25 protein-coding genes are annotated in these 21,961 nt (G+C 70.3%); 16 read left to right on the forward strand and 9 right to left on the reverse strand.

Annotated elements, in window-relative coordinates:
• Positions 1-57 precede the first annotated feature (57 nt).
• Both AC5WRT_RS30950 and AC5WRT_RS30955 read left to right on the forward strand, forming a co-directional pair.
• Positions 58-549, forward strand: a complete 492-nt coding sequence (locus tag AC5WRT_RS30950; RefSeq protein WP_496095652.1) for a mobilization protein — start codon at positions 58-60, stop codon at positions 547-549.
• Complete coding sequence (locus AC5WRT_RS30955) at positions 546-2,270, forward strand: relaxase/mobilization nuclease domain-containing protein (RefSeq protein ID WP_496095651.1); 1,725 nt, start codon at positions 546-548, stop codon at positions 2,268-2,270. The genes AC5WRT_RS30950 and AC5WRT_RS30955 overlap by 4 nt, the downstream gene beginning before the upstream one ends.
• A gap of 130 nt (positions 2,271-2,400) precedes the next feature.
• Here the strand turns inward: AC5WRT_RS30955 and AC5WRT_RS30960 are convergent, their stop codons facing one another.
• From AC5WRT_RS30960 to AC5WRT_RS30975, 4 genes are read right to left on the reverse strand one after another with little or no spacing between them, the layout of a single operon-like run.
• On the reverse strand, positions 2,401-3,882 hold the full coding sequence (locus AC5WRT_RS30960) for a ThiF family adenylyltransferase (protein ID WP_496095650.1): 1,482 nt from the start codon (positions 3,880-3,882) through the stop codon (positions 2,401-2,403).
• Positions 3,872-4,372: a hypothetical protein gene (locus AC5WRT_RS30965; RefSeq protein ID WP_496095649.1), complete on the reverse strand. Its 501-nt coding sequence runs from the start codon at positions 4,370-4,372 to the stop codon at positions 3,872-3,874. The genes AC5WRT_RS30960 and AC5WRT_RS30965 overlap by 11 nt, the downstream gene beginning before the upstream one ends.
• Positions 4,369-4,812, reverse strand: coding sequence for a hypothetical protein (locus AC5WRT_RS30970; protein WP_496095648.1), 444 nt, complete (start codon positions 4,810-4,812; stop codon positions 4,369-4,371). Before AC5WRT_RS30970 ends, AC5WRT_RS30965 begins: the two co-directional genes overlap by 4 nt.
• 16 nt (positions 4,813-4,828) lie before the next feature.
• Positions 4,829-5,092 carry a hypothetical protein gene (locus tag AC5WRT_RS30975; protein WP_496095647.1) on the reverse strand — a complete coding sequence of 88 codons (264 nt, stop codon included), beginning with the start codon at positions 5,090-5,092 and terminating at the stop codon, positions 4,829-4,831.
• A gap of 137 nt (positions 5,093-5,229) precedes the next feature.
• On the opposite strand from AC5WRT_RS30975, the gene AC5WRT_RS30980 reads away from it, so the two are divergent.
• Together AC5WRT_RS30980 and AC5WRT_RS30985 are read left to right on the forward strand one after the other, a co-directional pair.
• Positions 5,230-5,763, forward strand: a complete 534-nt coding sequence (locus tag AC5WRT_RS30980; RefSeq protein ID WP_199813394.1) for a helix-turn-helix domain-containing protein — start codon at positions 5,230-5,232, stop codon at positions 5,761-5,763.
• A complete protein-coding gene (locus AC5WRT_RS30985) occupies positions 5,760-6,311 on the forward strand; it encodes an ImmA/IrrE family metallo-endopeptidase (protein WP_046913955.1) in 552 nt (183 codons plus the stop codon). Before AC5WRT_RS30980 ends, AC5WRT_RS30985 begins: the two co-directional genes overlap by 4 nt.
• A 210-nt stretch (positions 6,312-6,521) precedes the next feature.
• On the opposite strand, the gene AC5WRT_RS30990 is transcribed toward AC5WRT_RS30985, so the two are convergent.
• A complete protein-coding gene (locus tag AC5WRT_RS30990) occupies positions 6,522-7,004 on the reverse strand; it encodes an ATP-binding protein (RefSeq protein ID WP_109454559.1) in 483 nt (160 codons plus the stop codon).
• Positions 7,005-7,379: 375 nt separating this feature from the next.
• Between AC5WRT_RS30990 and AC5WRT_RS30995 the strand changes: the two genes are divergently transcribed.
• A complete protein-coding gene (locus tag AC5WRT_RS30995; RefSeq protein WP_496095646.1) occupies positions 7,380-7,955 on the forward strand; it encodes a nucleotidyltransferase domain-containing protein in 576 nt (191 codons plus the stop codon).
• On the opposite strand, the gene AC5WRT_RS31000 is transcribed toward AC5WRT_RS30995, so the two are convergent.
• The 3 genes from AC5WRT_RS31000 to AC5WRT_RS31010 are packed head-to-tail and all read right to left on the reverse strand — an operon-like array spanning position 7,942 to position 10,901.
• Positions 7,942-8,400 (reverse strand): PPC domain-containing DNA-binding protein, encoded by a 459-nt coding sequence (locus AC5WRT_RS31000; protein ID WP_496095645.1) that lies wholly within the window; start codon positions 8,398-8,400, stop codon positions 7,942-7,944. The genes AC5WRT_RS30995 and AC5WRT_RS31000 overlap by 14 nt on opposite strands.
• Positions 8,401-8,428: 28 nt before the next feature.
• Positions 8,429-9,430, reverse strand: a complete 1,002-nt coding sequence (locus AC5WRT_RS31005) for an asparaginase (protein ID WP_496095644.1) — start codon at positions 9,428-9,430, stop codon at positions 8,429-8,431.
• 58 nt (positions 9,431-9,488) lie between these two features.
• A complete protein-coding gene (locus AC5WRT_RS31010) occupies positions 9,489-10,901 on the reverse strand; it encodes a helix-turn-helix domain-containing protein (protein WP_496095643.1) in 1,413 nt (470 codons plus the stop codon).
• A 306-nt stretch (positions 10,902-11,207) separates the two neighbouring features.
• Here AC5WRT_RS31010 and AC5WRT_RS31015 point away from each other — a divergent pair, with 306 nt between their 5' ends.
• The 11 genes from AC5WRT_RS31015 to AC5WRT_RS31065 all read left to right on the forward strand — a co-directional run bounded on the left by AC5WRT_RS31015 (position 11,208) and on the right by AC5WRT_RS31065 (position 20,235).
• Entirely contained in the window at positions 11,208-11,969 is a 762-nt protein-coding gene (locus AC5WRT_RS31015) for a hypothetical protein (protein ID WP_199239540.1), read from the forward strand.
• Entirely contained in the window at positions 11,966-12,652 is a 687-nt protein-coding gene (locus tag AC5WRT_RS31020) for a dTMP kinase (protein WP_496095642.1), read from the forward strand. The genes AC5WRT_RS31015 and AC5WRT_RS31020 overlap by 4 nt, the downstream gene beginning before the upstream one ends.
• Positions 12,645-13,514 (forward strand): isocitrate lyase/phosphoenolpyruvate mutase family protein, encoded by an 870-nt coding sequence (locus AC5WRT_RS31025; protein WP_199239541.1) that lies wholly within the window; start codon positions 12,645-12,647, stop codon positions 13,512-13,514. The genes AC5WRT_RS31020 and AC5WRT_RS31025 overlap by 8 nt, the downstream gene beginning before the upstream one ends.
• Positions 13,515-13,543: 29 nt before the next feature.
• On the forward strand, positions 13,544-13,975 hold the full coding sequence (locus tag AC5WRT_RS31030; protein WP_496095641.1) for an NUDIX domain-containing protein: 432 nt from the start codon (positions 13,544-13,546) through the stop codon (positions 13,973-13,975).
• Between the two features lie 5 nt (positions 13,976-13,980).
• Entirely contained in the window at positions 13,981-14,646 is a 666-nt protein-coding gene (locus tag AC5WRT_RS31035; protein WP_496095640.1) for a TylF/MycF/NovP-related O-methyltransferase, read from the forward strand.
• Positions 14,643-15,566 (forward strand): NAD(P)-dependent oxidoreductase, encoded by a 924-nt coding sequence (locus tag AC5WRT_RS31040; RefSeq protein WP_496095639.1) that lies wholly within the window; start codon positions 14,643-14,645, stop codon positions 15,564-15,566. The genes AC5WRT_RS31035 and AC5WRT_RS31040 overlap by 4 nt, the downstream gene beginning before the upstream one ends.
• Entirely contained in the window at positions 15,563-16,429 is an 867-nt protein-coding gene (locus AC5WRT_RS31045; RefSeq protein ID WP_496095638.1) for a hypothetical protein, read from the forward strand. The genes AC5WRT_RS31040 and AC5WRT_RS31045 overlap by 4 nt, the downstream gene beginning before the upstream one ends.
• 30 nt (positions 16,430-16,459) lie before the next feature.
• Complete coding sequence (locus tag AC5WRT_RS31050) at positions 16,460-18,319, forward strand: radical SAM protein (RefSeq protein WP_496095637.1); 1,860 nt, start codon at positions 16,460-16,462, stop codon at positions 18,317-18,319.
• Entirely contained in the window at positions 18,316-19,035 is a 720-nt protein-coding gene (locus tag AC5WRT_RS31055) for a 2OG-Fe(II) oxygenase (protein WP_496095636.1), read from the forward strand. The genes AC5WRT_RS31050 and AC5WRT_RS31055 overlap by 4 nt, the downstream gene beginning before the upstream one ends.
• Before the next feature lie 90 nt (positions 19,036-19,125).
• The gene (locus AC5WRT_RS31060; protein WP_158288253.1) at positions 19,126-19,287 is read left to right on the forward strand and encodes a hypothetical protein; all 162 of its coding nucleotides are present in this window, start codon (positions 19,126-19,128) and stop codon (positions 19,285-19,287) included.
• A gap of 57 nt (positions 19,288-19,344) precedes the next feature.
• A complete protein-coding gene (locus tag AC5WRT_RS31065) occupies positions 19,345-20,235 on the forward strand; it encodes an aKG-HExxH-type peptide beta-hydroxylase (RefSeq protein WP_496095635.1) in 891 nt (296 codons plus the stop codon).
• A gap of 60 nt (positions 20,236-20,295) precedes the next feature.
• On the opposite strand, the gene gltX is transcribed toward AC5WRT_RS31065, so the two are convergent.
• Positions 20,296-21,669, reverse strand: a complete 1,374-nt coding sequence (gltX, locus tag AC5WRT_RS31070; protein ID WP_496095722.1) for a glutamate--tRNA ligase — start codon at positions 21,667-21,669, stop codon at positions 20,296-20,298.
• Positions 21,670-21,961: the final 292 nt, after the last annotated feature.

A 21,961-nucleotide genomic window follows, 5' to 3' on the forward strand; every position in this document is an offset into this window, starting at 1 on the left:
TGGAGGTTCGGACACTCCCCCGTCGGGGGAGCGCCCGAACCCGACCCCGCCCCGGGGGTGGCGGGGCCCGTCCAGCGCCAGGGGGCGCTGGACGGGAAGGCTGCGACCGGGGGCGGACCGCAGCCAGGCAAGGCCAGCCGCAAGGGCAAGGCCAAAAAGGGGAAAGCGCGCCCGCGCGACAAGAGGCAGCGCCCCGCCCACAGCGTCCGCCTCAACGACCACGAACTCGCCATCATCCAGTCCGGTGCCGAGCACGTCGGCATGAGCATGGCCGGGTTCCTGGCCTACTCCGCCCTCGCCGCCGCCCGCGACCAGTCCCGCACCGCGGCAGCCATCGCCACCGAGCGGGACGTGCTGACTGCCCTGTTCGGTGTGCGCCGTCAGCTCGGCTGGGCGGGCAGCAACGTCAACCAGGCGGTCAAGGCACTCAACTCGGGTGTCGCCGCGCCGCACTTCGCAGCCGCCCTCGCCGATCTGCAGCGTGCCGCACAGGCGGTCCAACGGGCAGCCGACAGGGTCGCCAACGGGCAGGAGGATGAGGCGGCTTGATCCCCCGGATCCACCAGCAGGGCAGCAACACCCTCGGGCTCCTGCACTACCTGTACGGCAAGGGCACCCACGAGGAGCACATCGACCCGCACCTGGTCGCTTCCTTCGACGGCATGGCCCCCGACCCCGGCCGCGACCCCTCGGCGACGAAGGAGGACCTCCAGCGCCTCCTCGACCAACCCCTCGCCCTCCTCGACCCGGACCAGCGCCCCGAGAAGCACGTCTGGCACTGCTCGGTGCGCGCCGCGCCCGACGACCCGATCCTGTCCGACGAGCAGTGGGGCGACATCGCCCGCCGCATGGTCGCCGCCACCGGCATCGACCCCGGCGACGGCGCGGGCTGCCGCTGGGCCGCCGTCCGCCACGCGGACGACCACATCCACATCATCGCCACCCTCGTCCGCGAAGACGGCCGCCGCCCCGACCACCACCGCTCCGGCAAACGCGCCCAGGCCGAAGCCCGCCTCATCGAAGCCGATTACGACCTCCATCGTGTTGCCCCCGGCGACGGCACTGCGGCGAAGCGCACCACCAGCGCCGAGCGGCACAAGGCCAATCGCCTGGGCTGGGACCGCGCTGCGCGCGAGGAACTGCGCGAGACCGTGCGCCGCGCGGTCGCCGGCGCCGCCTCCACCGACGAGTTCCTCGACCACCTCAAGGACGCCGGGCTGCTCGTACGCACCAAAGTGCTCCCCTCCGGCGACCTGAAGGGCTACACGGTCGCCTTGCCCGGTGACCGCAACGGGGAAAAGAAGCCGATCTTCTACGCCGGTTCCACGCTCGCCCCCGACCTGTCCCTGCCCCGCATCCAGGCACGCTTCACCACCGACTCCGCCTCACCGAAGACCACCGACAGCCAGCGGCAGGAACGCCCCACCGCGCCCTCGGCACCCGCCGTGGCACGGCGCACCACCGCTCACGCAGCCTGGGCAGCACTGCTCGTCCTCGACCACAGCGGCGACGATGGCGCGGCTGCCGCCCAGATTTCCGCCACCGGCGAGGTTCTCGACGCTCTCGCTAAGACCTCGGCACTGCACACCCGCGACGAACTACGCCGGGCAGCCTGGGCATTCGAGCGGGCCTCCCGCTCCCATGCCCGAGCCGAGTTCCGCCACGCGCAGGCCCTGCGCCGGGCGGCCCGCGACCTGGTCTACAGCGGGCCCGCGTTCGGCCGGGGCGAGGACGGGGCCGGCACCGCCATGGTCCTGGACACGCTGGTCTTCCTCGCCATCGCCGCCGCCCGCTGGCACGCCCAGCGTCAACACGCCCAGCAGGCCGAGGCCGCGCACCGGGCAGCCGCGCACCTGCGGGCCGCCTACCAGGAGGCAGCCGCCGAGCCCCTCGCCGTGCTGCGCGAACGTGGCCGCCGTATCGCCCCGTCCTTGCGCCGCCACCACGCCACCACTGTGCGCGCCGCCCTGCCCGAGCTCGCCGAGACCATCCTGGCCGAGTCCGGCTGGGACGCCTTGGCCGCAACCCTCGCCGACGCCGAGCGCGTCGGCCACAATCCCCGCGCCCTGCTCGCCGAGGCCGCCGCCGGCCGGGAACTGGACACCGCTGATTCCGTCAGCGACGTTCTCGTCTGGCGTCTGCGCCGCACCGCGGATCTCCCGTTGTACGCCCCAACCCAAGAAGCCACCCGGGCCAACCGCCCCAACGATCACATGTCTGCCGCGCAGACAATGCCGGCATCACCGGCATCGCGGGCACGGCGCCGTTGATCACAGCACGACGAACGCGTTGAGGGTGCCTGAATAGCTCCCCGTAAACAGATGACGGGCCCGACCGCACCATGGTCGGCCCTGTCACCACCTGCGCACTCCGCTCCTTGCTGCCGCCTCCAGCCGGGCGTCAACGGCGGGTGCGTCGGGCTTCTCGGATGCGGTTGATGAGAGCAGCGTCCTTCTGGCACACGCACCCAGGGGTGGGAAGCCGGTGGTCGATCATCTGGTCGGGCCGGGGGCCGAAGCGGGTGTCGTATTCGATGCGTCGCGGAGGCCCGCTGAACAGGCCCGTGCTGCGTGCGATCCAGGCGCCGACGACGAGGCAGGCGGCCTGCTGGGCCACGAACGCGGCCGAAGGACGGAACCCGTCATCCGTTCCACCGGACAGCTCAGGCGAGTTGATCAGCCCGCACACCGGCCGTCCGAGGAATTGCCCGACGAGTTCCCGCTGTTGATTGTCCAGGCTTTCCAGGTCTCGTTCGGTCAGCGGCTCCTGCCCGCGGGCGATTCGGGATAGCGGGAGCCCGGTCAGTTCATGCAGTCGCTGCTCCGCGCTCTTCCCGGTGTGGTTGGCCTTGAAGTAGCAGCGCAGGCAGGCGCCGGTGGGCAGTGCCTCGTGCAGGGCGACGGTTGTGCCGACCGGGCCGCCGGTGCTGCCGTCCAGGGTGAGATCGGCCTGCAGCCGCTGCAGGTCGTGCCGGGCCTGGACGCTGTCCAGTCCGCCGAGGACGATCCGGGGCCACGGCAGGGTGCCCGCATCGACGGCCTCGATGGAAGCCTGGATCGTCCCGTGGAACGGGGTCACCTCGATCCGCCGTAGGCGTGCGTCGATCAACCGCACCTTCGGCAGGCCCGCAGCCGCGTCGGCCAGGGTACCGATGCTGTACGAGGTGACGTTGGGTTTCTCGAAGACCTCCCTGTCCACCACCGTCAACTCGCCGGAGACCTGCAGCAGGTCCAGGACCAGGGCGATGCCGGTGCCGATCGCGCCGCCCCCGCCCAGCAGCACCTGCTCCAGCGCAGGCAGCGGGGCGACGACGATCCCGGGTTGCTTACTGGGGAGGACGGGGCAGAAGTCCACCCCCGGGGTCACCTGGAACTTCCCCTCCGGCAGCCCGGCAACGACCTTGAACGCCTCGCCGGCCAGCATCGCCGCCGTGAGGACCGCGCCCAGCCCGGTGCCGGGCGCGTTGAGCCGGGGGAAAGGATGACCGGTGTGCCGCAGACGGACCCCGTGCCCGTCCGGCGCACCGGCCACCGCAGCACCCAGGGGTGGTGCGGTTCCCACGTGCAGATGCAGCGGCGCCTTGCCCTTGGCCTCGCCGATGCGAAGCGGCCGGTCCGGATCGATCCCGGTCGCCGTTTCCACCAGCCTGCGGATGAGTTCGTCGTCAAGCCGCCCCGGTCCGCGGCCGGGGTCCAGACTCAGCCGGACCGGCCACCGGCGAAGGTCCGCCACCAGTACTTCGAGAGTCTCGGCGGCAGCGGGAAGGTGCCCGTCCCCGGTCAGGTGGATCAGGATGCCCTCCATCCGCTCCCGCAGGGTGGCCTCTTCCACGCCGGCGGCCAGGCCGCCCAGGCGTACGCTGCGGCTGTAGTCAGTACTCACGGACACCCTCCTCGTCGAACACCACCGTGCGCACCGGGGGCAGCGCCGAGTCGACAACCGGAGCGGTGCAGGGCACCCAGTCCTGCTCGAAACGCCACCACCCCCACGATTCCGGGTCGGCGGGCGGCGCTGCGTAGGTGGGGACGACAGCGCTGACGAACTTCGGCACCCGCAACGAGTACGCGCGGTCGGTCCGCGACAGGAAAGCCTCCTCGGGGTGCGAGTGGATCATTGCCCGCACCCGGTAGGACCGTTCCTCGGCGAAGGTGAACAGTCGGTCGTACGCGACCGCGCTCACCGTGAACAGACCCGGACCCCGCACGATCCCCGCCGTCCCGGCCACCGCCACAACCAGCACGTACATGTCCGACTGCCCGGTCAGCAGCAGCGCGCCGGTCTCCTGGTCGGCCAGCCCGTGGCGCCGAATCTCCTGGAGCACTGGGTCGACCGCGCCGGCCGGCAGCACCAGCTTCCTCGTGTCGGTGGTCATCCGGCACGCCTCCCGTCAACGCGATCGATGTCGTCCTGCACGTTCTCCACCACGTGCAGGAAGGGATTGCCGGTGCTCCTCCAGGAGTGCGGCCCGCTGCTCCACTCGGGGTGGAGCCTCTGGCCTTCGGCGGTGAACGGCTTGCACACGTCGTTGGAGCCGTAGCGGTAGCCATCCGCTTCCGGCCAGGCACTGGGCGCTCCGACTCCGGAGGCGCCGATCGACTCGACGAAGACAAGGGAGGGCGGCCGGTCCGGGTAGACCGTCCACTCGATCCGGGCGATGAACGCTGCGCGCTCACCGTTGTTCGGTTGCACCTCGGCCCAGTACAAGCCCTCGGGGTCCTCGTCGCGGTGGTGGAGGCGGCCGGCGGTCGAGGAGAGGAACTCCTCGACCGCCGGGACGTCGCCCGCCAGCCGCAGACGGCTCTCGAGATCCACGACTGACTCCCCGGCTCTAGCCGTTGGTGGTTTCGGTGCGCAGCTTCAGGTGCAGGGCCTTGGCGTGCCCGGCCAGCTCGCCCACCGTTGCCTCGGGCGGGACCTCGTGCCCGTCGTGGAAGAGGTAGTAGCGGGTGGTGCCGTCGCTGGTGAAGCCGAAGGCAGTGAGGCTGTCGGACAGAACGCTCGTGGCGGTTACCTGCGGGTCGTAGTGGTTTTGGTACGGGTGCTCGGCGAGGGCGGAGGTCACCGTGATCTTGATCTCGTGGGGCTGGGGCATACCGATCTCCTAAGGCGTTCGGGGGTGGTAAAGGGGCATCGCACTGATTCAGCAAAGCGTCAGTGAGTCCAGTGTGATCACCTCGCGCCGATGCAGTCAAGCTTCATCGCCGTATCGCTGCGCGCTACGCTGCCCGTATGAGCCCCGACCGGAGCCAGCTCCCCCTCCCGGACCCCGAAATGACCGGACCGGACGCTGTCGAGCAGTTCGACATCGCCGAACTCGGACGCCTACTGAAGGAACACCGCGGCCCCCTCTCTCTCCGGCAGGCCGCCGCCGAAGCGGGCGTCAGCTTCAGCACGCTCACCCGGGTCGAAGCCGGCGCTCAGCCTGACCTCGCCACCTTCACTCGCCTCTGCGCCTGGCTCGGCGTCTCCCCGAGCCGCTTCTTCACCCCGACCGCCACCCGCCAGGTGTCGCCCCTCGACCAGGCCATCACCCACCTCCACGCAGACCCTCGGCTCACCGACGACGCGGCGAACAAGATCAGCTCTGTTCTGCGCGACCTTTACGACGCCCTCGCGAAGGAGGCGGTCCCCGCCGTACCCGCCCTCGCCTGCCACCTCCGGGCTGCCCCGGTGCTGCGTCCTGGCGTCCCCCAGCGGCTCGCCGACCTACTCACCGACATGAACACCGAACTCGAACGACTCGTCGAAGCAGGCGAACTGTGACCCTCCCTCGAGGCTTCAAGGCCAACGCCGAACGAGAAGCCCTCCGACTGCGCCGCGAACTCGACCTCAGCGACACCGATGCCCTGAACGTCGACGACCTCGCCGCCCACCTCAAGGTCAAGATCGTCAGCGCCGAGAAGCTCGTGAGCCGTACCCGCCTCGAAGAACTCGAACGAGTCCAGGCGTACGCTTTCTCCGCCGCGACCTTCCAGGTCTCCGGCAGGAACATCGTCGTCACCAACCCGCTCCGAACCCCGGGCCGCAGGGCCAGCGACGTGGCCCACGAGCTCTCCCACCTCGTTCTGAAGCATGACCTCACCGAGATCCGCGAAGTCAATGGCATGCCCTTCAGGACCTGCCGCCCCGACGAGGAAGAACAAGCCACTGCCTTTGGCGGAACACTCATGCTTCCCCGCCCCCTGCTGCTCGGCGCAGTCCGCCGCCAGTGGGGGCCAGCGCAGATCGCCGAGCACTACGGAGTGACCGAAGAGATGGCCCGATACCGGTACAACACCACTGGGGTGGCCAAACAGGTCCGAGGCCGCTGACGGCGCCGGAGGTAGGCGCTGTCAGTCTGCCGCTTGCCGCCGGGACGTGGCGCGGGAGCAGGCAAGTACTTCGGTTCGCGGACTCTGCGCATGGCGGGCCGCCGCCAGCACTGAATGACGCACGCGTACGAGGGTGTGACGGTACGTCGATACGCGATCACCGACCTTCTCGACGACCTTGCGGGAGCATCTGCCGCATCGGCACGTTCGTCAGGTCTGACCGCCTCGGTTAGCCATCACAGCCGAAGCCTCGGCCAGCACCACCCAGGCCGCCTTGGTCCCGCAGTTCGTGACCTGAAACCCCCACTGTCCCTGGGTCAGCTCGTTCACGATGTGCAGGCCCCGTCCGCGCTCAGTGTGCAGCCCGCTCACTGCCTCCGACGCGGTGGCTTCCGGCGAGGACACGGCAGCCAGGTAGAGGTCCGTAGGGAGAAGAGGATTCCCGTCGTGGATCTCGCAGATGTATCTTCCGGCAACAGAGCGAAGGTGTACCTCGTACGGGCCGCGCGCGTGCTCGTGCGCGTTCGCCACGAGCTCCGAGACGGCCAGGACTCCGTCGCTGATGACGTCTCCTGACAGGCCCAGATCCTTGAGGACACGTCGCAGAACTGCGCGGGCTTCGCCGGTCGGGTTGATGGTGTGGTCGGTCCAGCGGTACACGAGGCCGAGAGCGGCGGACGGCGCGCTGATCATCGGGCGGCGGACCTCCTGTGGGTGACGTCGGTGGCCGTCTCCCGGAGCTGCGACGTGGTCGCGGAAGCGCGTCAGGCACGCCGCTGAGAGGCGTACGGCCGCAGGAAGCACCCCGGCTTCGGGCGCGCGACCCCGGGAGGATCGTGGCTCAGGCACCAGCCATGAGACCGGTCGCGAGTCACGCACTCAACGATGGCCGCCGGTGCCCCTGATGCTCATGGGCGTTTATGAGCGCGAGGGCCAGCGAGCGAAGAGGCACTCCAGCGAGACCGCCGACCCGCCGTCGGCCTGCGCTTCCGCCCGTCTGGTCACTGGGAGTATGGGCGGGTGAGTGCTGACGTGTTGGGACGCTGGGTGCCGGATCGCCCCGAAGATGTGGCCACAGTCTTCGCCAAGGCGGACTTCCCCTGGTGGATCGCCGGTGGCTACGCGATCGAACTCGCGGTCGGCCGCGAGCTGCGTGCACACGGCGATCTCGACGTCCTCGTCCTCCGGCGTGACCAGGCCCTCGTACATGAACTGCTGGCCGACTGGGACCTGTACGTGGCGGATCCGCCTGGCCAGGGGGAGTTGCGACCGTGGCGTCCTGGAGAGGTCCTTCGACCGCCGCTCCACGACATCTGGTGCCGCCGCACATCCAAGGCGCCCTGGTCGGTGCAGCTCATGCTGGACGAGGCCGAGGGAACCCAGTGGGTCTCGCGGCGCACCCCGGAGATCCGGCTCCCGATCGACATGCTCGGGCGGACGAGCAAGGCCGGCATCCCATATCTCGCGCCCGAAGTGCAGCTCTTCTACAAGGCCAAGACGACCCGGGACAAGGACGAGACCGACTTCGAAGCGGTACTGCCGCTGCTCGACGCTCCGGCACGCGCCTGGCTGACGGACGCGATCAAGGTGATCGCGCCCGGCCACCCCTGGATTCGCCGGCTCCTGCCGGTCAGCCAAACGTAAGCAGCGGAACGTCGTAGAGGTCGGGGTTCCGGGGCCGGGTCATGGTGGGCGACGTGACTTCCACGATCAGCAGCTCGCTGAGGAACTGGACCTTGGCGCTGAGAAGATGGCTCGTCCTGCCGTCGGCCGACTGGGCCTTCAGACCGGCGGAGACGTGGATGTGCGGGAGTATTCCGCCGGTGGCGGGGTCCTGGGCGAGGGTGCCAGCGCCGAACGCCTCGACGTTGGTTACGTGCGCCTTCGCCCAGACCGGTGCGTCCGGGTCCGCGAGCTTCTCGCAAGCACCCACGATCTCGGCCTCCGCGAAGGCTCCGATGAACGAGGGGATGTAGCCCTGCCGGACGCCGTTGTCCCGGCAGAAGGTGGACAGCGCCTCAAAGAAGTCCTCCCCGTGGTCGAAGGTGACGCCGAAGGTACGGCCGACGGTCAGCTCGTGAGCACGCATGTGGCGGGAGTCTCCTGATGAGGTGGGATCAGCGGGCGGAGGCGGTGGTGAAGGTCTCGCGGACCGTCGCTCCGTCGGCGCCCTGGGCGAGCAGAGCGTGCAGGAGGAGCCGCGCCTGATACGGGCCGAGGTCTCCAGCGCCGATGAGCCCACGGCCGAGGAGGTCCTTCTCGGAGCCGGCGAAGCCGTACGTGTCGGACAGGACGGGGCCGTTGCCGATGCGGGAGGCGAGGACCACGGGGATACGGGACGCGAGCTTGGTGAGCCCTTCGACGAGACGCTCCGGGACGTGGCCGACACCGAAGGCCGCGACCACGAGTCCGTCGCAGTTGCCGTCCCACAGGTCGAGCAGGGTGCCGTCGTCGCCGAGGGTGACGGTGTAGAGCCCGACGCGCGCCCCACGGTCGGGGGTGCCGACCAGCGGTCCGCGGGACGGCAGGCCGCCCACCATCCGCACCCGGTTCTCCGCGATCCGCGCGATCGGGCCGCTTGCTGGTGAGGTGAAGGCGGCGGGGCTGGTGGTGTGGGACTTGCGGACGGTCCGGGCCGAGTGGATCTCGTCGCCGAGTACGACGAGGCAGCCGACTCCGCTGAGTCCAGGGTCGGCGGCGGCCAGGACGGCGGCATGGAGGTTGGCCGGGCCGTCGGCGCCGGGCAGAGTGGGGTTGCGCATCGCGCCGGTGACGACGACCGGCTGTTCGTGGCCGTGGTAGAGGTCGAGGAGGAAGGCGGTCTCCTCGATGGTGTCGGTGCCCTGCGTGATGACGACGCCGTTGACCTCTCCGGTCTCCAGCTCCGCCGCGATCTCGGCCGACAGTGCGGTGAGGTCCTCGAAGGTCAGGGAGGCGCCGGGCAAACGTCGGAAGTCTCGCACCTTGAGACCGATGCCACTCGTGGCCAACGCGGGTACTGCAGCGAGGAGTTCGTGGGCCGAAAGCGCCGGTACGACGCCTCCGGTGGTGGGATCCGTGGTCATGGCGATCGTGCCGCCGAGGGAGAAGACCGCCACGTTCCTGACCGACTCCGTCATTCCCCTGCTCCCCTGTCCGGACGCCGCCAAGCGCTGCCTCACGAGTGGTTCAGGCAGGCTATCGGGTCGGCGCCGTCCGGGTACGCGGAATGATCACCATCTGCTCGGCCACGAACCGGCAGGCGGCCTCCAGCCCTTCGAGGCCGAGCAACCGGCTGCGCGGCCGGGCAAGCCGCTCCGTACCGGCCGCCGACAACTGTGCGCACCGGCGACCGAGCCAGGAGGCGTCGAGGCCGAGGTACTCCGCCGTTGCCGCAAGGCGCTGCCCTGCCTGCTCGGCCGCCGTGGCCGAGTGTTGGCTGACGTGGCCCGTGACATCGGCGAACGTCCGCAGGGCTCCCGGCCGCGCGGTGACCGCGAGGCGAGACGCCCCCTCGGTTCGTACCCATGAGGCGATAACAGCCCGGCGCCCGTGGGAGAGCGCGAAGCCGTCGGTGTAAGCGAAGCCTCCGTCGTCGGTCACCCAGGTACGGATGCCGAAGGACTCCATGAGCGCGATGGCGAGGAAGAGCAGAACGCGCTCGTACGCGGGCGAGGAGGCGACAGCAGTCTCGGGGACGCAGAACCCCCGGCCGCTGGTACCGCCCGGACTCCGGGGTGCCAATCGTTCGAGGTAGCGGTATTTGTGCCGAAAGAACAGCCACGTGGCAGCCTCTTCACCGCGCTGCTCCCTGGTCCAGAAGACGGGCGCGTCGCCCAGGTGGTCACGGTGGCCCAGGATGTACCGGGCGGCGGTCTCCGAGCCGATCAGCATCCGGGAGACTTCCGTCAGGCTCTGGTCGGAGGCAACTGGCGAGCCTGGGGAAACGGTGAGCGACGCCAGCGATGTGTACAGGGCTTGGTCGTCGCCGAGAAGTGCCGCCTCGAAGCCGGACACGGCCCAGAGGATGCCGTAGGTCAGATCGTCCAGTTCGTACGCGGCGGGGATGTCGACCGGAGTGGAGGCGGTAGCGCGTATGCCGCTCGACCGGGCGTCGGCGACGAACTGCCGGACCGCCCCGTCCACCGTGCGGTTCGCGACGACGAGCGCGCGCATCGGCATGGCGCGCCAGGCATCCAGCTCCGGGCGGGAGTCGAGCCTCAGGCTGTCCCCGAGGAAGGAGGCCGCGGGAAGGGTCAACACAGGAAGCGCTGTCGTCGGGACGGACCGGCCGGCAGGTAACAGAAGCTGGCCCGGCCCTTCGGGCAGCGTCGCGTACCCACGGGCTCCGGTACCCGCCGTTCCCGGTCGGCCCGTGGAGTCCGGGATGTGCGGATCGGCCGTGGGCAGGAGCCCGAGCAGCTCCTCCGGGACTCCGAGCGCATCGGTCCACTGGACGAACTGCCGTCGGTCACGGATCTGTTTGAGCCCTCGTTCCAGTCTGCTGACCTCGGCCTGGTCGATGCTGACCATCCGCGCCACGCCGGCCTGGGAGAGGCCCGTGTGCTTCCTGAACAGCTTGACGACGGTGCCGAGTTCCCATGCAGCCACGGCTCGCCGGACCGTCGGATCACGCCAGAAGGCCGGGTCGGCCCGTCGGGCGGCCGGCCCGTCCTGGCACGAGGCGCATCGTGTACCGGCATTGAAGCGGCTGAGAAGGGCACCGCAGCGCGTACACCGCCGCTGTCCGCTGTCGACCATGGTCGGCATTCTCCCTCGCTCTGTGATCACCCGGGCACGTTCCGCTGATGGGGCTCATAAACACTCATAGGCGTGGGCCTTCGTGGCGGCCATCGTGGTGGAGCACCGCCGACCGGAGCCGCGTGCCGCGACTCCCCGGACGTGAGGATCCGACCTGTGACCTCCTTGACCCTGCCACCCCGGCCCCCCGGTTCGCCGCCGCTCGCCCATGCCTGGCAGACGCTGGCGGACGGGCTGCTGACCCAGCGGCTCCATCTTCATCTCGACGAATGGCGGGCTGCTGTCGCCGAGGAGAAGGCGCTGCCGGACGTGCCGGGCGCCGATGTCTCCGTGCTGGCCCGACGCCCGTCGCCGCTGCCAGCAAGCGGCGAGTCCGCGATGGCGCTGCTGGGGGACGCCGGGCTCGGCTTCTGGTGGGAGCTGCCCCAGCGGCACGGAACGGAGTCGCGGAACCAGCGCGGGGAACTTCACCGCGCCGCCGACACCGCTGCCCAGAATCTCCTCGTCGAGCAGTCCGGGGCGTCCTGGTCCGACGCTGTGATCGCCGTCAGCGGCGCCGCCGCGTGGTGGGTGGGCTTCTTCGCGGTCATCCGCCACCGCGGGGTGCACCACCTCACGCTGGAGCCGCACCCGAGCCCGGTCCATGAGCAGGCCCTGGGCACCGCCGTGAGCGTCGTGGCCCACGGCATGGCCACGCGGGTGCTGGAGACAGCGCTGCGCGACTCCGCCGACGACCCGGCCCTCCGCGCCGCGTACTGCCGGGCCATCGAGGCCGGCATCTGCGCCGAGCCCGAGCTGCCCCGCCTCATCGACGAGTTGGCGGAGCTGCGGCTGGTGGACCTGGTATCCACCGCGGCCCGCTGGCGGGGCCGCTTCACCAAGTACGCCGGCGGCACGGGGGCAGGGCAGGTCGAATGAAACACCGCTATCCGTTCATCGTCATCGAGGGGCTCGACGGCACCGGCAAGACGACGCTACGCAAGGGCCTGTTCCGGCTCTGGGAGGGGCTCTACGGCGTCACCCCGCTGTGCGTGCTCACCACCAACTTCCTCGCGGCCGACCAGGCCGCCGCCATCGTCACCGGCAAGTACCAGCCGAACGCCGGGAACCGTGACGCCTACCTGTCCGCGATCGCGGCGGACAAGCGGGCCACGCTGGATCGCCTCGTGCTCCCTCAGCGACCGGCCCGGCCCGTGATCGCGGATCGCTGGCTGCTCAGCGAGCTGGCCTTCTTCGCCGTGAAGCACCGCATGAGGGCGTCGGAGACGTACGAGACGCTGGCCGCGCACCTCACCGTGGCCCCCGATCTCACGCTCGTCCTGGACCTGGAGACCGACGCCTCGATGAGCCGGGCGCAGGCCCGCCAGGGAGACGCCGTCCGAGCCGACTGGGACGTGCACGACGTCCAGAGCCGGGTTCGGGAGACCTATGAGGCCGTGGTCACGAAGCCCGACCAGTTCCCGCTCCTCGGCGACGTGGTCCGCCTGGATGCCCGCCGCCCCCGGTCCGAGGTGCTGCTCGCCGCCTGGGACGTACTGCGCGATCGACAGCTGGTACCGCCCATCGGCGCCCACGCGGAAGGAGGAGAGACCTGTGACTGACGGCACGAAGGCGAGGCGTCTGCGCGAGGCCCTCGACGACAGCGAGCGGAAGCACCCGCTCCTGGCGATCGGTGCGGTGAACGCGCTCGCCGCGCACGTCGCGGCGGAGGCGGGCTTCGACGCCCTGTGGGTGAGCGGTCTGGAGGTGTCCGCGGCCTCCGGGCTGCCGGACGCCAACGTTCTGGGCCCCCGGGACCTGTCCGACGTGGTCGCCTCGCTCGGCCGTGTCACCGAACTGCCTGTCATCGTGGACATCGACAACGCGGGCGGCTCGGGGCGCACGGCGGAGCGGTTCGCGTACGACCTGATGCGCGCCGGAGCCGCGGCAGTGTGTGTCGAGGACAGCGCGTACCCCAAGTGCAACAGCTTCGCGGCCCACCGTGCCCAGGGCCTCGCCGACCGGGACCTGCTGTGCGAGCAGGTGGGGCGCATACGGAAGACCGCCGGTGACGGCCTCGTGGTCGTGGCCCGCACCGAGGCCCTGATCGCCGGCGAGGACATGACCACGGCGATCGCCCGCGCCGAGGCGTACGCCGACGCCGGAGCGGATGCGATCCTCATCCACTCCAAGGACGCCACCGGTGACCAGGCGCGGGCCATCGGACGCGCGTGGAACCACGGCGTACCGCTGGTCAGCGTGCCCACGGCGTTCCCCGACCTGAGCGCCGCCAAGCTCGGCGAGGCCGGCTTCCGCCTCTGCATCTACGCGAACCAACTCAGCCGTGCCGCCCTCGCGGGTATGCGCACCGCCGCCCTTCAGTTCCGGCGCGGAGGGAGTTTCCGCTCCACCGTCGCGGGGTCCCTCGCGGAGGTCGGCGACCTGATGCGCGTCGGCGAACCGGAGGCGCTGTCGTGCCTCTGACGCCCGAGCTGCCTCGGATCAGTATCTCCGTGAAGGCGGCAATCGTGCACGACGGCGCCATCCTGCTCCTGTCATACGACGACGAGGCCGGGTTCCACTACAACCTCCCGGGCGGCAAGGCCCAGGTCGGCGAGGACCTCCGCCAGGCCGTGAACCGCAAGGTCGCGCAGGAGACCGGCCTGCATGTCGTGGCCCGGCGTCTGCTGTGCGTCGTCGAGTACGTCCCCGAGTCGTGGCAGGGCGAGTTCGGGGACGTACAGAAGGTTCAGTTCAACTTCCTCGCCGAGCAGGTGGACGACGCCGAGCCGCGCATGCCGGAACCGCCGGACCCCATCCAGGTGGGCTTCGAGTGGGTTCCGCTGGAACGTCTGGGCGACGTGTACCTGCTGCCCCGGATCAACCGCCCGCTGTCGGCGGCGTTGAGCGGGAAGCTCGCCGACCCCTTCGTGGACAGGTGGTGACCTTCATGGATCCAACGCTGAAGGATCTGCAGGAGTGGCTACTGCGGGAGCACTCAGGGACGGTCTGTGCCGACCGGCTCCACGTGATCGCCGCCGAGCTCGCCGACATGTCCGCCCGCGGCGTGCCGGGCGCCGTGGTCGAACTCGGCTGCTACAGGGGCGCGATGGCCCTCTGGATCCGTAGCGTGCTCGACTCGCTGGGCGACCGCGAGCGCCAGATCCACGTCTACGACTCCTTCCAGGGCATGCCCGCGCCCGGCGCCGAGGACTCGGACCACCTGGCGGCGGGCGAGCTCCGGTCATCCCCGGACGACGTGCGCGCCACGCACGCGGCCTGGGGCAAGTCGGCGCCGGTCATCCATCCGGGGTGGTTCGACGAGACCCTTCCCAAGGAGCTGCCCGACGAGATCGCGTTCGCCTACCTGGACGGCGACTTCTACGACTCGACCCTCACGGGACTCACGCACTGCGTCACCCGCCTGGTGGCGACGGGGGTGCTGCTCGTCGACGACTACGCGGACACGGCGGTCAATCCACGAGCCTGGGACGGGCTCCCCGGGGTGAAGCGCGCCTGCGACGCGTACTTCGGCGCGCCGTCGCCCGTGACCGTCGTCGTGGGCGAGGGTGATCTGGCCTTCGGCCGGTACGAGAAGCCGGGGTCCCTCGGATGAGCGCAGTCCTCGTGGTGCGCGGAGCGGCGGATGCGGGTGCGATCCGCCGCGCGCTGCCAGCCGTCCCCGTGCACGATTTGCTGGACCTGAACTGGCCTCTGCCAGCCGACGCGGCCGTGGTCGTCCTGCGTTCCGGTGTCCGACTCGGCAAGCGGGAGCTCGACGCACTGCCTCGCCTGCGGCACGTCGTACGGACCGGCTCCGGCATCGACCACATCGACGTGAGCGCCCTCCAGCGTCGTGGGATCACGCTGCACCGCAACGCCGACGCCGGCGCAGCCGCTGTGGGCGAGTGGGTCCTCGCCGCTGCCCTCGCCCTGGCCCGGCGGATTCCCCTGGGTCAGCACGCGCTCATGCTCGGCCGCCACGAGAAGGAGGCGTGCATGGGTGTCTCACTCGGCACCCTGGCCGCGGGCGTCTGGGGCGCGGGCCCGGTGGGGCTGGCCGCCGGCCGGGCCCTCGCCCCACGTGTGGCACGCACGGCCTACGCCGCATGGCCGTCGAATCCCCCCGGTCTGCGGGTGGTGTCGCAAGCGGCGCTCATGGAGCAGTCGCAGGTGCACGTGGTCGCCCTGCCACTGCGTGCCACGACCCGGCAATTCATCAGCGAGGAATTCCTGGCACGCGTCGCTCCGCAGCAGCCCCTGCTGATCTGCGCCGGGCGGCTGGAGACTCTCGATGTCGCCGCCTGTCTGCGGGCGTTGGCGGACGGCGGACTCTCGGGCCTCGCACTCGACCCGGTCGAGCGGGAGCACCTACCGCTCCTCACCGGCTCCACGGTGCCGCTCAACCTCCTGGCCTCGCCCCACATCGGCGCCCAGCGGTCCGACGTGCGCGGAACGCTCGACCGATGGGCCGTCGATCTCCTCAGGGAGATCACCGCCGACGACGAGATCCTCATCGAAGGAGGCCGCCGGTGAACCCATCAGCACAGCTGCGCCGGGAGATCGCTGACGGAGTCGCCCGGGAGCTGCTCGTCTCCGGCCTGGCTCGTGAGGTCTGGCTGGAGGGAGCGCTCGCTTGCGGCTTCGCCCACGCGGCCAGCGACATCGACCTGCGCGCCATCGTGTACGGCGACCCTCCGGTGTGGGAGTCGCGCATCGTGGACGGCGTCCGTGTCGACCTCCAGGCGGCGGCGCCGCAGCAGGCGGAGGAACTCCGACACCTGCTCCGCTCCTTCGACGTCCGCCGCGATGACCTCGGATCGTTCCGCCGAGTACGCGCCTCGATGCACGACCTCATGTGTCTGCGCACCGCTCTCTCGTACGGCTCCGGACGCTGGGACCCGGTGCTCGATGCCGGGGAGCGCCAGGGCTACCGACGCTGGTCGGTCGCCGACCAAGCGGAGGTCGCGGCGAGCCTCGCCGAGGACCTGACCGGCCTCGTCGAAGACGGCCTGGCCGAACCCGCCCGCGTCGTGTGCCGGAAGCTGGAGACCTGCGTCACCGCGCTCGAGTGCGCGGCGGCTGGTCATCCGGTCCTGGGCGACAAGTGGCTGCCGCTGCTTGCCGGCGCTCCGTTCGATCCGCCGATCGAGCCGGCCCACACAGAGACGTGGGAGTGGTTCCGCCCCGTTCAGCGACGCGTGGCCAGAGCGCTCCTGGGCTGCTGGCCCGTCGACGACCCGCTGCAGAAACCTCCCAACCTGGTTGCCCCTGACGCCGGCTGGCTACCCCAGCGGTACGCCGACGGGTGGTTCCTGCGCCGCGGCGACGTCCACATCCCCATCACCGGCGGACAGCTTCTCGGGTGGCTGTCCACGGTCTCCACCGATGGCGCGTAGACCACGCCTCTCCTCCTCAGGAGTCCTCTGATGCCCGTCACCCGCACCGCCCCCATCGACCTGGAGAGTCTCTACGCCCCGCTGTCGAGCACCGGGCCGGACACGGCCGTCTCCGTCATCCTCAAGCTCCGCGGGGAGACCTGCGACATCGACTGCCTGTACTGCTTCGAGAAGCGCAAGGAGTCACCGGGCGGCGCCCGGATCAGCGCGACACAGGTCCACCGCCTCGGTTCGATCTTCTCCGGGCGTCCCCTCAGCGTCGAACTCCACGGCGGCGAGCCCCTGACCGCCGGCCGGGAACGGATCGCGGAGATCCTGGACGCGCTCGCCACACAGCCGAACGTCATCCGCGTGAGCCTCCAGACCAACGGCCTCCAACTCGACGACTCCTGGCTGGACCTGTTCGAGCGGCACTACCCGGAACTGGAGATCGGCATCTCCCTCGACGGGGACGCGCTGGGGAACTCGTGGCGAGTGGGCTACGACGGCCGCCCCACCTACCCGCGAGTGGTCGAAGCCATGAAGCTCCTCGGCCGTCGGGAACGCCGCGTCGGCGTCATCTGCGCCGTCACCCCGTACGTCCTCGGCCGGGCCTCCGAGGTCATGGAGCACCTCGCATCCTTTCCCGCCGTGACGACGGTCAGCCTTGTGCCGTGCTTCGACGCGGCGGTCACCCAGTCGACCTCAGTGGTCGGATCTCGTGCGCCGACCAGTCGGGCACTCCAGCGAAGGGCCATCGGCCCCACCGGCCCGGCCTGGGCCGTCACGCCTCGTCAATACGCCGACTTCGTGTTGGAGGCCGCCCACCACTGGGTCGCCGACGGCGTGTTCCGCCGCGTCAAGCTGGAGCCCGTCGTGTCCGTCATCCGCCGCCTGAAGGGTCTGGGGACCCGTTCCTGTCACTTCTCCGATTTGAAGTGCGACCATGTCCTCACCCTCTATCCCGATGACCGCCTGGGAAGCTGTGACGAGCTGCCCTGGCCGCAGGCCGGCCTCGCCTCCCTCGGCGACGTCCACACCGAGGCGGACGTGGCCAGCGCCCAGGGCGGCTCTGCCTTGCTCCAGCAGGCACGCTCCCTGGTCACGAAGTGCACGACCTGCGACTACCGCGACACCTGCGGCGCAGGCTGCCCGGCGGTCCGGGTCCGCTTCGCCGCCGCAGGCGACGAAGACGCGTACTGCGACCACCGCATGCGCCTGATCGACGGCGTCGCCGCCCTCCTCGCCCAGCCAGACCTTCCGCCCGGTGCCGCATGCTCCCGGTTGCGCTGGCGTCCCGTCCGCCCCAACAACATGCACCACGTCACCGCCTTCCTGGCTCGCTGGGACGACCCCACCGCCCCCCGCTCGCCCGCGCGTCTCCAGGTCAGTGCCAACGGGAACATCAACACGGTCGGCCTCCCTGGCGTGCACGAGGCAGACGATCTCGACCCCCACCATCCCCAGTGGTACGAGGGCATCGAGCCCGGCATCCGCCCGGTCGTCGACGCGCTCACCTCAGGCTGGAACACCGTCACCTATGACAGCTGCCAGGGCCACGCCTACGCCGACCTCCACGGAGCCGAGCCCCGGTTCCTCTCGGTCGGCATCCTGCCGCGCGACCGCGCCGAGTACGCGCGTACAGCGGCGCGCCTGTGCCATGCCGCCAGCCGAGCCGAGTCCTCCCTGCCCGGGGCGTGTTCGCTGGTCCTCGGTCGCAGCGAACTCACGTGCCGCACCACCGGCCGGGTGTATCCGACGCTCGACCTCTATCTCGTGCCCGCTGCCGGCACCACGTCGGCCGAGTACTTCGAGGACCTCGCCCAAGCGGTGCACGTACTCACGGTGGCCCTGGCCGAAGCCGCCTCTGCCCCGCCCTCCACCTCCTGCGCGTGCGGAGGCGGGCAATGATCCACATCGCCGAGACTCTGTCCATCCGTACTGTGGAGGGCTTCCTCAAGCCGGACGAGATCGAGCGACTCAACCTCGTCATGGACGACACACTCGGCTCCCTCGGGCGCGACTGGTACGGCACGGCCCGCCGCACCACCATTCACGAGATCCCCGGTCACTCCCCCGCCGAGGCGCAGGACGTCTACGAGCCGGCCGGCCGGATCGAGATGACCGAGATCCCGTACGAGGCGACCGCCCTCCTCGACCAGGCCCTGAAGCTCCACATGGCCGCGATCACGCGCACGCTGCCGTCGGTCACCGGCCACCGGCCGTGGATCTACCTCGAATACGGGGCCGGCCAATACATCACCGCGCATGCCGACGGTATCGCCCCCGATCCCCTCACCCGTCCCCGCCAGATCGCCGCCGCGACGGTCACGCTCACGGACATCCACGACACCGGCGGCGCGTTCTACGTGGAGACCACGGGCAGCGACGCCGTCTGGACCGCCGACGAGGCGCCGACCGAGGCGGGTTACGCCCAGGGGATGCGTTTCGCACACGACGGGACGGACATGTCCTCCCGCTGGTTCCGCACCATGCCCCGCACCCGATGGAGCATCGCACCCGCTCCCGGCACGCTCGTGGTCTTCGGCAGCCAGCTCGTCCACGGCACCGAACCTGTCCGCGCTGGCCGCGTTCGCAAGTTCCTCACGCTCCTCGTCTCCGAGTAGGAAGCTTCGCCGCCATGACCGGCCCCCGCGGCCCGCCCCGCAGCGCCCTCCCCCCGACTCACGGCCCCGACCCAGAGGAGACAGCGAGCAGTGGCAGAAGACAAGACGTTCGACGAGTTCCTGGAGGCGGTCGCCTCCCTGCGCGACAGCGACCCCGTGCGCACCACCGCGCACACCTCCAACGCGGCCACCGAGACCTGGCTGGCCACCACGGTGCAGCACGACGCCGCTGAGCCCACCACCGAGTCCTGACCCGCCACGGGGCCGGGCCCGTCCCGGTCCGGCCCCGTTCCACCCCCGGAGCCCCAGATGAGCGCTCTCTCCCCGGAAGCCCCGGTCGCCCTCGATGGCATCACCGACCACCAGCGCCTACAGACCAGCCGTATCGCCTCCGTACTCGGCAACCGCCTCGGCTCATCCGCCCTCGACTACGCCGTGGGCCACCACCTACTCGAAGGCGCCGAACACGCGGCGCGCGCCCGGCACGGGGACCGCCTCGCCTGGTACCGCCGTACGACGGTACGAGACCTGACCCACCTGTCGGCCGGCCCACACCTCGTGCTCAGCCCGTGTCCCGCAGACCTGCTCCGCTCAGAGATCTCCGAAACCGCGTATTACCTCATCGGCCCCGACACCAACCCTGCTCCACCCGAGGCCCTTGGCCTCGTTCGTGCCGCGATCGCCTCCGCGACCGAGCACGGCTTCGGGGCCCTGATCACCCAGCACGCCCCCGTCGTCTGCCTGCTCAAACGTCGCCGACTCGACGAGACCCTCCACAGCTGGGCCCTCACCCGCCTCCCGGGCACCGTCTTCACCGACTACACCGCCCACCCCGAGGTCCTGGCCCGTGACCTGATCCACGAGGCCGCCCACAACTGGCTCAACGACGCCCTGGCCGCGTACGACGTGAGCCTCCCCGCCGACGTCACCTTCTTCTCCCCCTGGCGGGGAACTCCTCGTCCCGTCTACGGCTTCCTTCACGCCTGCTGGGCCTTCTCCCTCACCGTGATTTACGTACGGAAAGCACGGCGCAGCGCCACAGGCGCCGTCGCACCCTTCCTCGACGCTCACCTGCGCCAGCAGGCGGTCCAGTTCGCTGCCGCTGCCGAGTGCTTGGATCAGGCCCTCGCGTACGTGCCGGGAAACGAAATCCGTGAACGCATCGGCCGCGCAGTCGGCGAGGTCGTGGGTCCCGCATAGCAACAGCCTGAGTTCGGTGGGGCTGGGGCAACCTCCTGGCGCAGGTCGCCTGACCAGCGGCTAAGCCTGCGCGGCCAGCTTCTTGCTGGCGGCGTCCAGACGGGCCAGCACGCAGTCCCGGCCGAGCAGCTCCATGGACTCGAACAGCGGGAGTCCGATCGTCCGGCCGGTGACCGCGACCCGGATGGGCGCCTGGGCCTTGCCCAGCTTCAGCCCGTGCTTCTCTCCGATGGCGAGCAGGACGGCCTTCAGGTCGTCCGCCTTCCAGTCCGCGACGCCGGCCAGCTCGGCGCGGGCGTCCGACAGGATGTCGTCGGCACCTGCCTTCATCGCCTTGTTCCACGACGCCTCGTCCTCGACCGGCTCGTCGAGGAACAGGAAGTCCACATAGCTGGTGATCTCGGAAAGCAGCGCCAGCCGGGTCTGGGCCAGGGAAGCCGCCGCCTCGAAGACGTCCTTGTCGAACGCCTCCGGCCGCCACGGCGCGTACGGGGCCACGAGCCACGGCGCGCAGGCGGCGGCGAACTGCTCCGGCGACAGGGCGCGGATGTACTCGCCGTTGAAGGCCGTCAGCTTCTTCACGTCGAAGAAGGCCGGCGCAGTGTTGACGTCCTCGATCCGGAAGAGCTGCTCCAGCTCCTCGTACCGCGCGATCTCCCGGTCGTCACCCGGGCCCCAGCCGAGCAGCATGAGGTAGTTCACCATCGCCTCGGGCAGGAAGCCCTCGGCGAGGTAGTCCTCCAGAGCCACCTTGTCCCGGCGCTTGGACAGCTTCTGCCGCTTCTCGTTCACGATCACCGGCAGATGCGCCCACACGGGAGGCTTGGCACCGAGCGCCTCCCACAGCAGCTGCTGTTTCGGGGTGTTCGACAGGTGCTCCTCGCCTCGGATGACCTGCGTGATTCCCTCATCCAGGTCGTCCACGACGTTGGCGATCAGGAACACCGGTGACCCGTCGCCGCGGGCGATCACGAAGTCCTCGATCGCGCTGTTCGGGAACGCCGGCTCCCCGCGGACCAGGTCGACCACGACGGTCTCACCCTCGTCCGGCGTCCGGAACCGCAGCGCCCGCCCCTCCTCGAAGGCCAGCCCCCGGTCCCGGCAGAACCCGTCGTACCCGAGGTGCTCCGACCCCGTGCGCTCCTTCAGCTGCTCCCGGGTGCAGTCGCAGTAGTACGCCCGGCCGGCCGCGAAGAGCTGCTGAGCCGCTTCCCGGTGCCGGTCGGCGTTGTGCGACTGGAAGTACGGCCCCTCGAAGGCCGGGTCCTCGCCATGGATGCCGATCGCCGCGAGCGCGCTGATGATGCCCTCGGTCCACTCCGGCTTGTTCCGGGCCGCGTCGGTGTCCTCGATCCGCAGGACGAACCTGCCGCCGGACTGTCGCGCCACCGCCCAGTTGTAGAGAGCGGACCGTGCACCGCCGACATGGAACATGCCGGTCGGGGACGGGGCGAAACGAACGCGAACCGGGGCAGTAGACATGCGCTCCAGGGTACCGACGCGGGGCCTCCGCGCCCGCCCTGTCCCCACACCGACGTTTTTCGGCCGTCCTCGCTTCTGCTCGCAGGTCTCCCTCCACCGCTCCCGATACCGACGTGTCGCTGCCTCTGAGCCGTTCACCGCGCCGAGCCGCAACGAGGCACCGATGTCCCGGAGCGCCAGGTGAGCAAGATGGATGGCGAGGATGCCATTCTCCGTGACGAACCTCTCAGCGTCGCGGATCTTC

The organism is Streptomyces sp. NTD91 (assembly GCF_059510455.1).

What these genes read in the sequence shown, in the direction of transcription:
- AC5WRT_RS30965 (WP_496095649.1), bottom strand. Translation starts at nt 4,372, where the DNA reads ATGACCACCGACACGAGGAAGCTGGTGCTGCCGGCCGGCGCGGTCGAC.
- AC5WRT_RS30975 (WP_496095647.1), bottom strand. Translation starts at nt 5,092, where the DNA reads ATGCCCCAGCCCCACGAGATCAAGATCACGGTGACCTCCGCCCTCGCC.
- AC5WRT_RS30980 (WP_199813394.1), top strand. Translation starts at nt 5,230, where the DNA reads ATGAGCCCCGACCGGAGCCAGCTCCCCCTCCCGGACCCCGAAATGACC.
- AC5WRT_RS30990 (WP_109454559.1), bottom strand. Translation starts at nt 7,004, where the DNA reads ATGATCAGCGCGCCGTCCGCCGCTCTCGGCCTCGTGTACCGCTGGACC.
- AC5WRT_RS31000 (WP_496095645.1), bottom strand. Translation starts at nt 8,400, where the DNA reads ATGCGTGCTCACGAGCTGACCGTCGGCCGTACCTTCGGCGTCACCTTC.
- AC5WRT_RS31005 (WP_496095644.1), bottom strand. Translation starts at nt 9,430, where the DNA reads ATGACGGAGTCGGTCAGGAACGTGGCGGTCTTCTCCCTCGGCGGCACG.
- AC5WRT_RS31020 (WP_496095642.1), top strand. Translation starts at nt 11,966, where the DNA reads ATGAAACACCGCTATCCGTTCATCGTCATCGAGGGGCTCGACGGCACC.
- AC5WRT_RS31035 (WP_496095640.1), top strand. Translation starts at nt 13,981, where the DNA reads ATGGATCCAACGCTGAAGGATCTGCAGGAGTGGCTACTGCGGGAGCAC.
- AC5WRT_RS31040 (WP_496095639.1), top strand. Translation starts at nt 14,643, where the DNA reads ATGAGCGCAGTCCTCGTGGTGCGCGGAGCGGCGGATGCGGGTGCGATC.
- AC5WRT_RS31050 (WP_496095637.1), top strand. Translation starts at nt 16,460, where the DNA reads ATGCCCGTCACCCGCACCGCCCCCATCGACCTGGAGAGTCTCTACGCC.
- AC5WRT_RS31055 (WP_496095636.1), top strand. Translation starts at nt 18,316, where the DNA reads ATGATCCACATCGCCGAGACTCTGTCCATCCGTACTGTGGAGGGCTTC.
- AC5WRT_RS31065 (WP_496095635.1), top strand. Translation starts at nt 19,345, where the DNA reads ATGAGCGCTCTCTCCCCGGAAGCCCCGGTCGCCCTCGATGGCATCACC.
- gltX (WP_496095722.1), bottom strand. Translation starts at nt 21,669, where the DNA reads ATGTTCCATGTCGGCGGTGCACGGTCCGCTCTCTACAACTGGGCGGTG.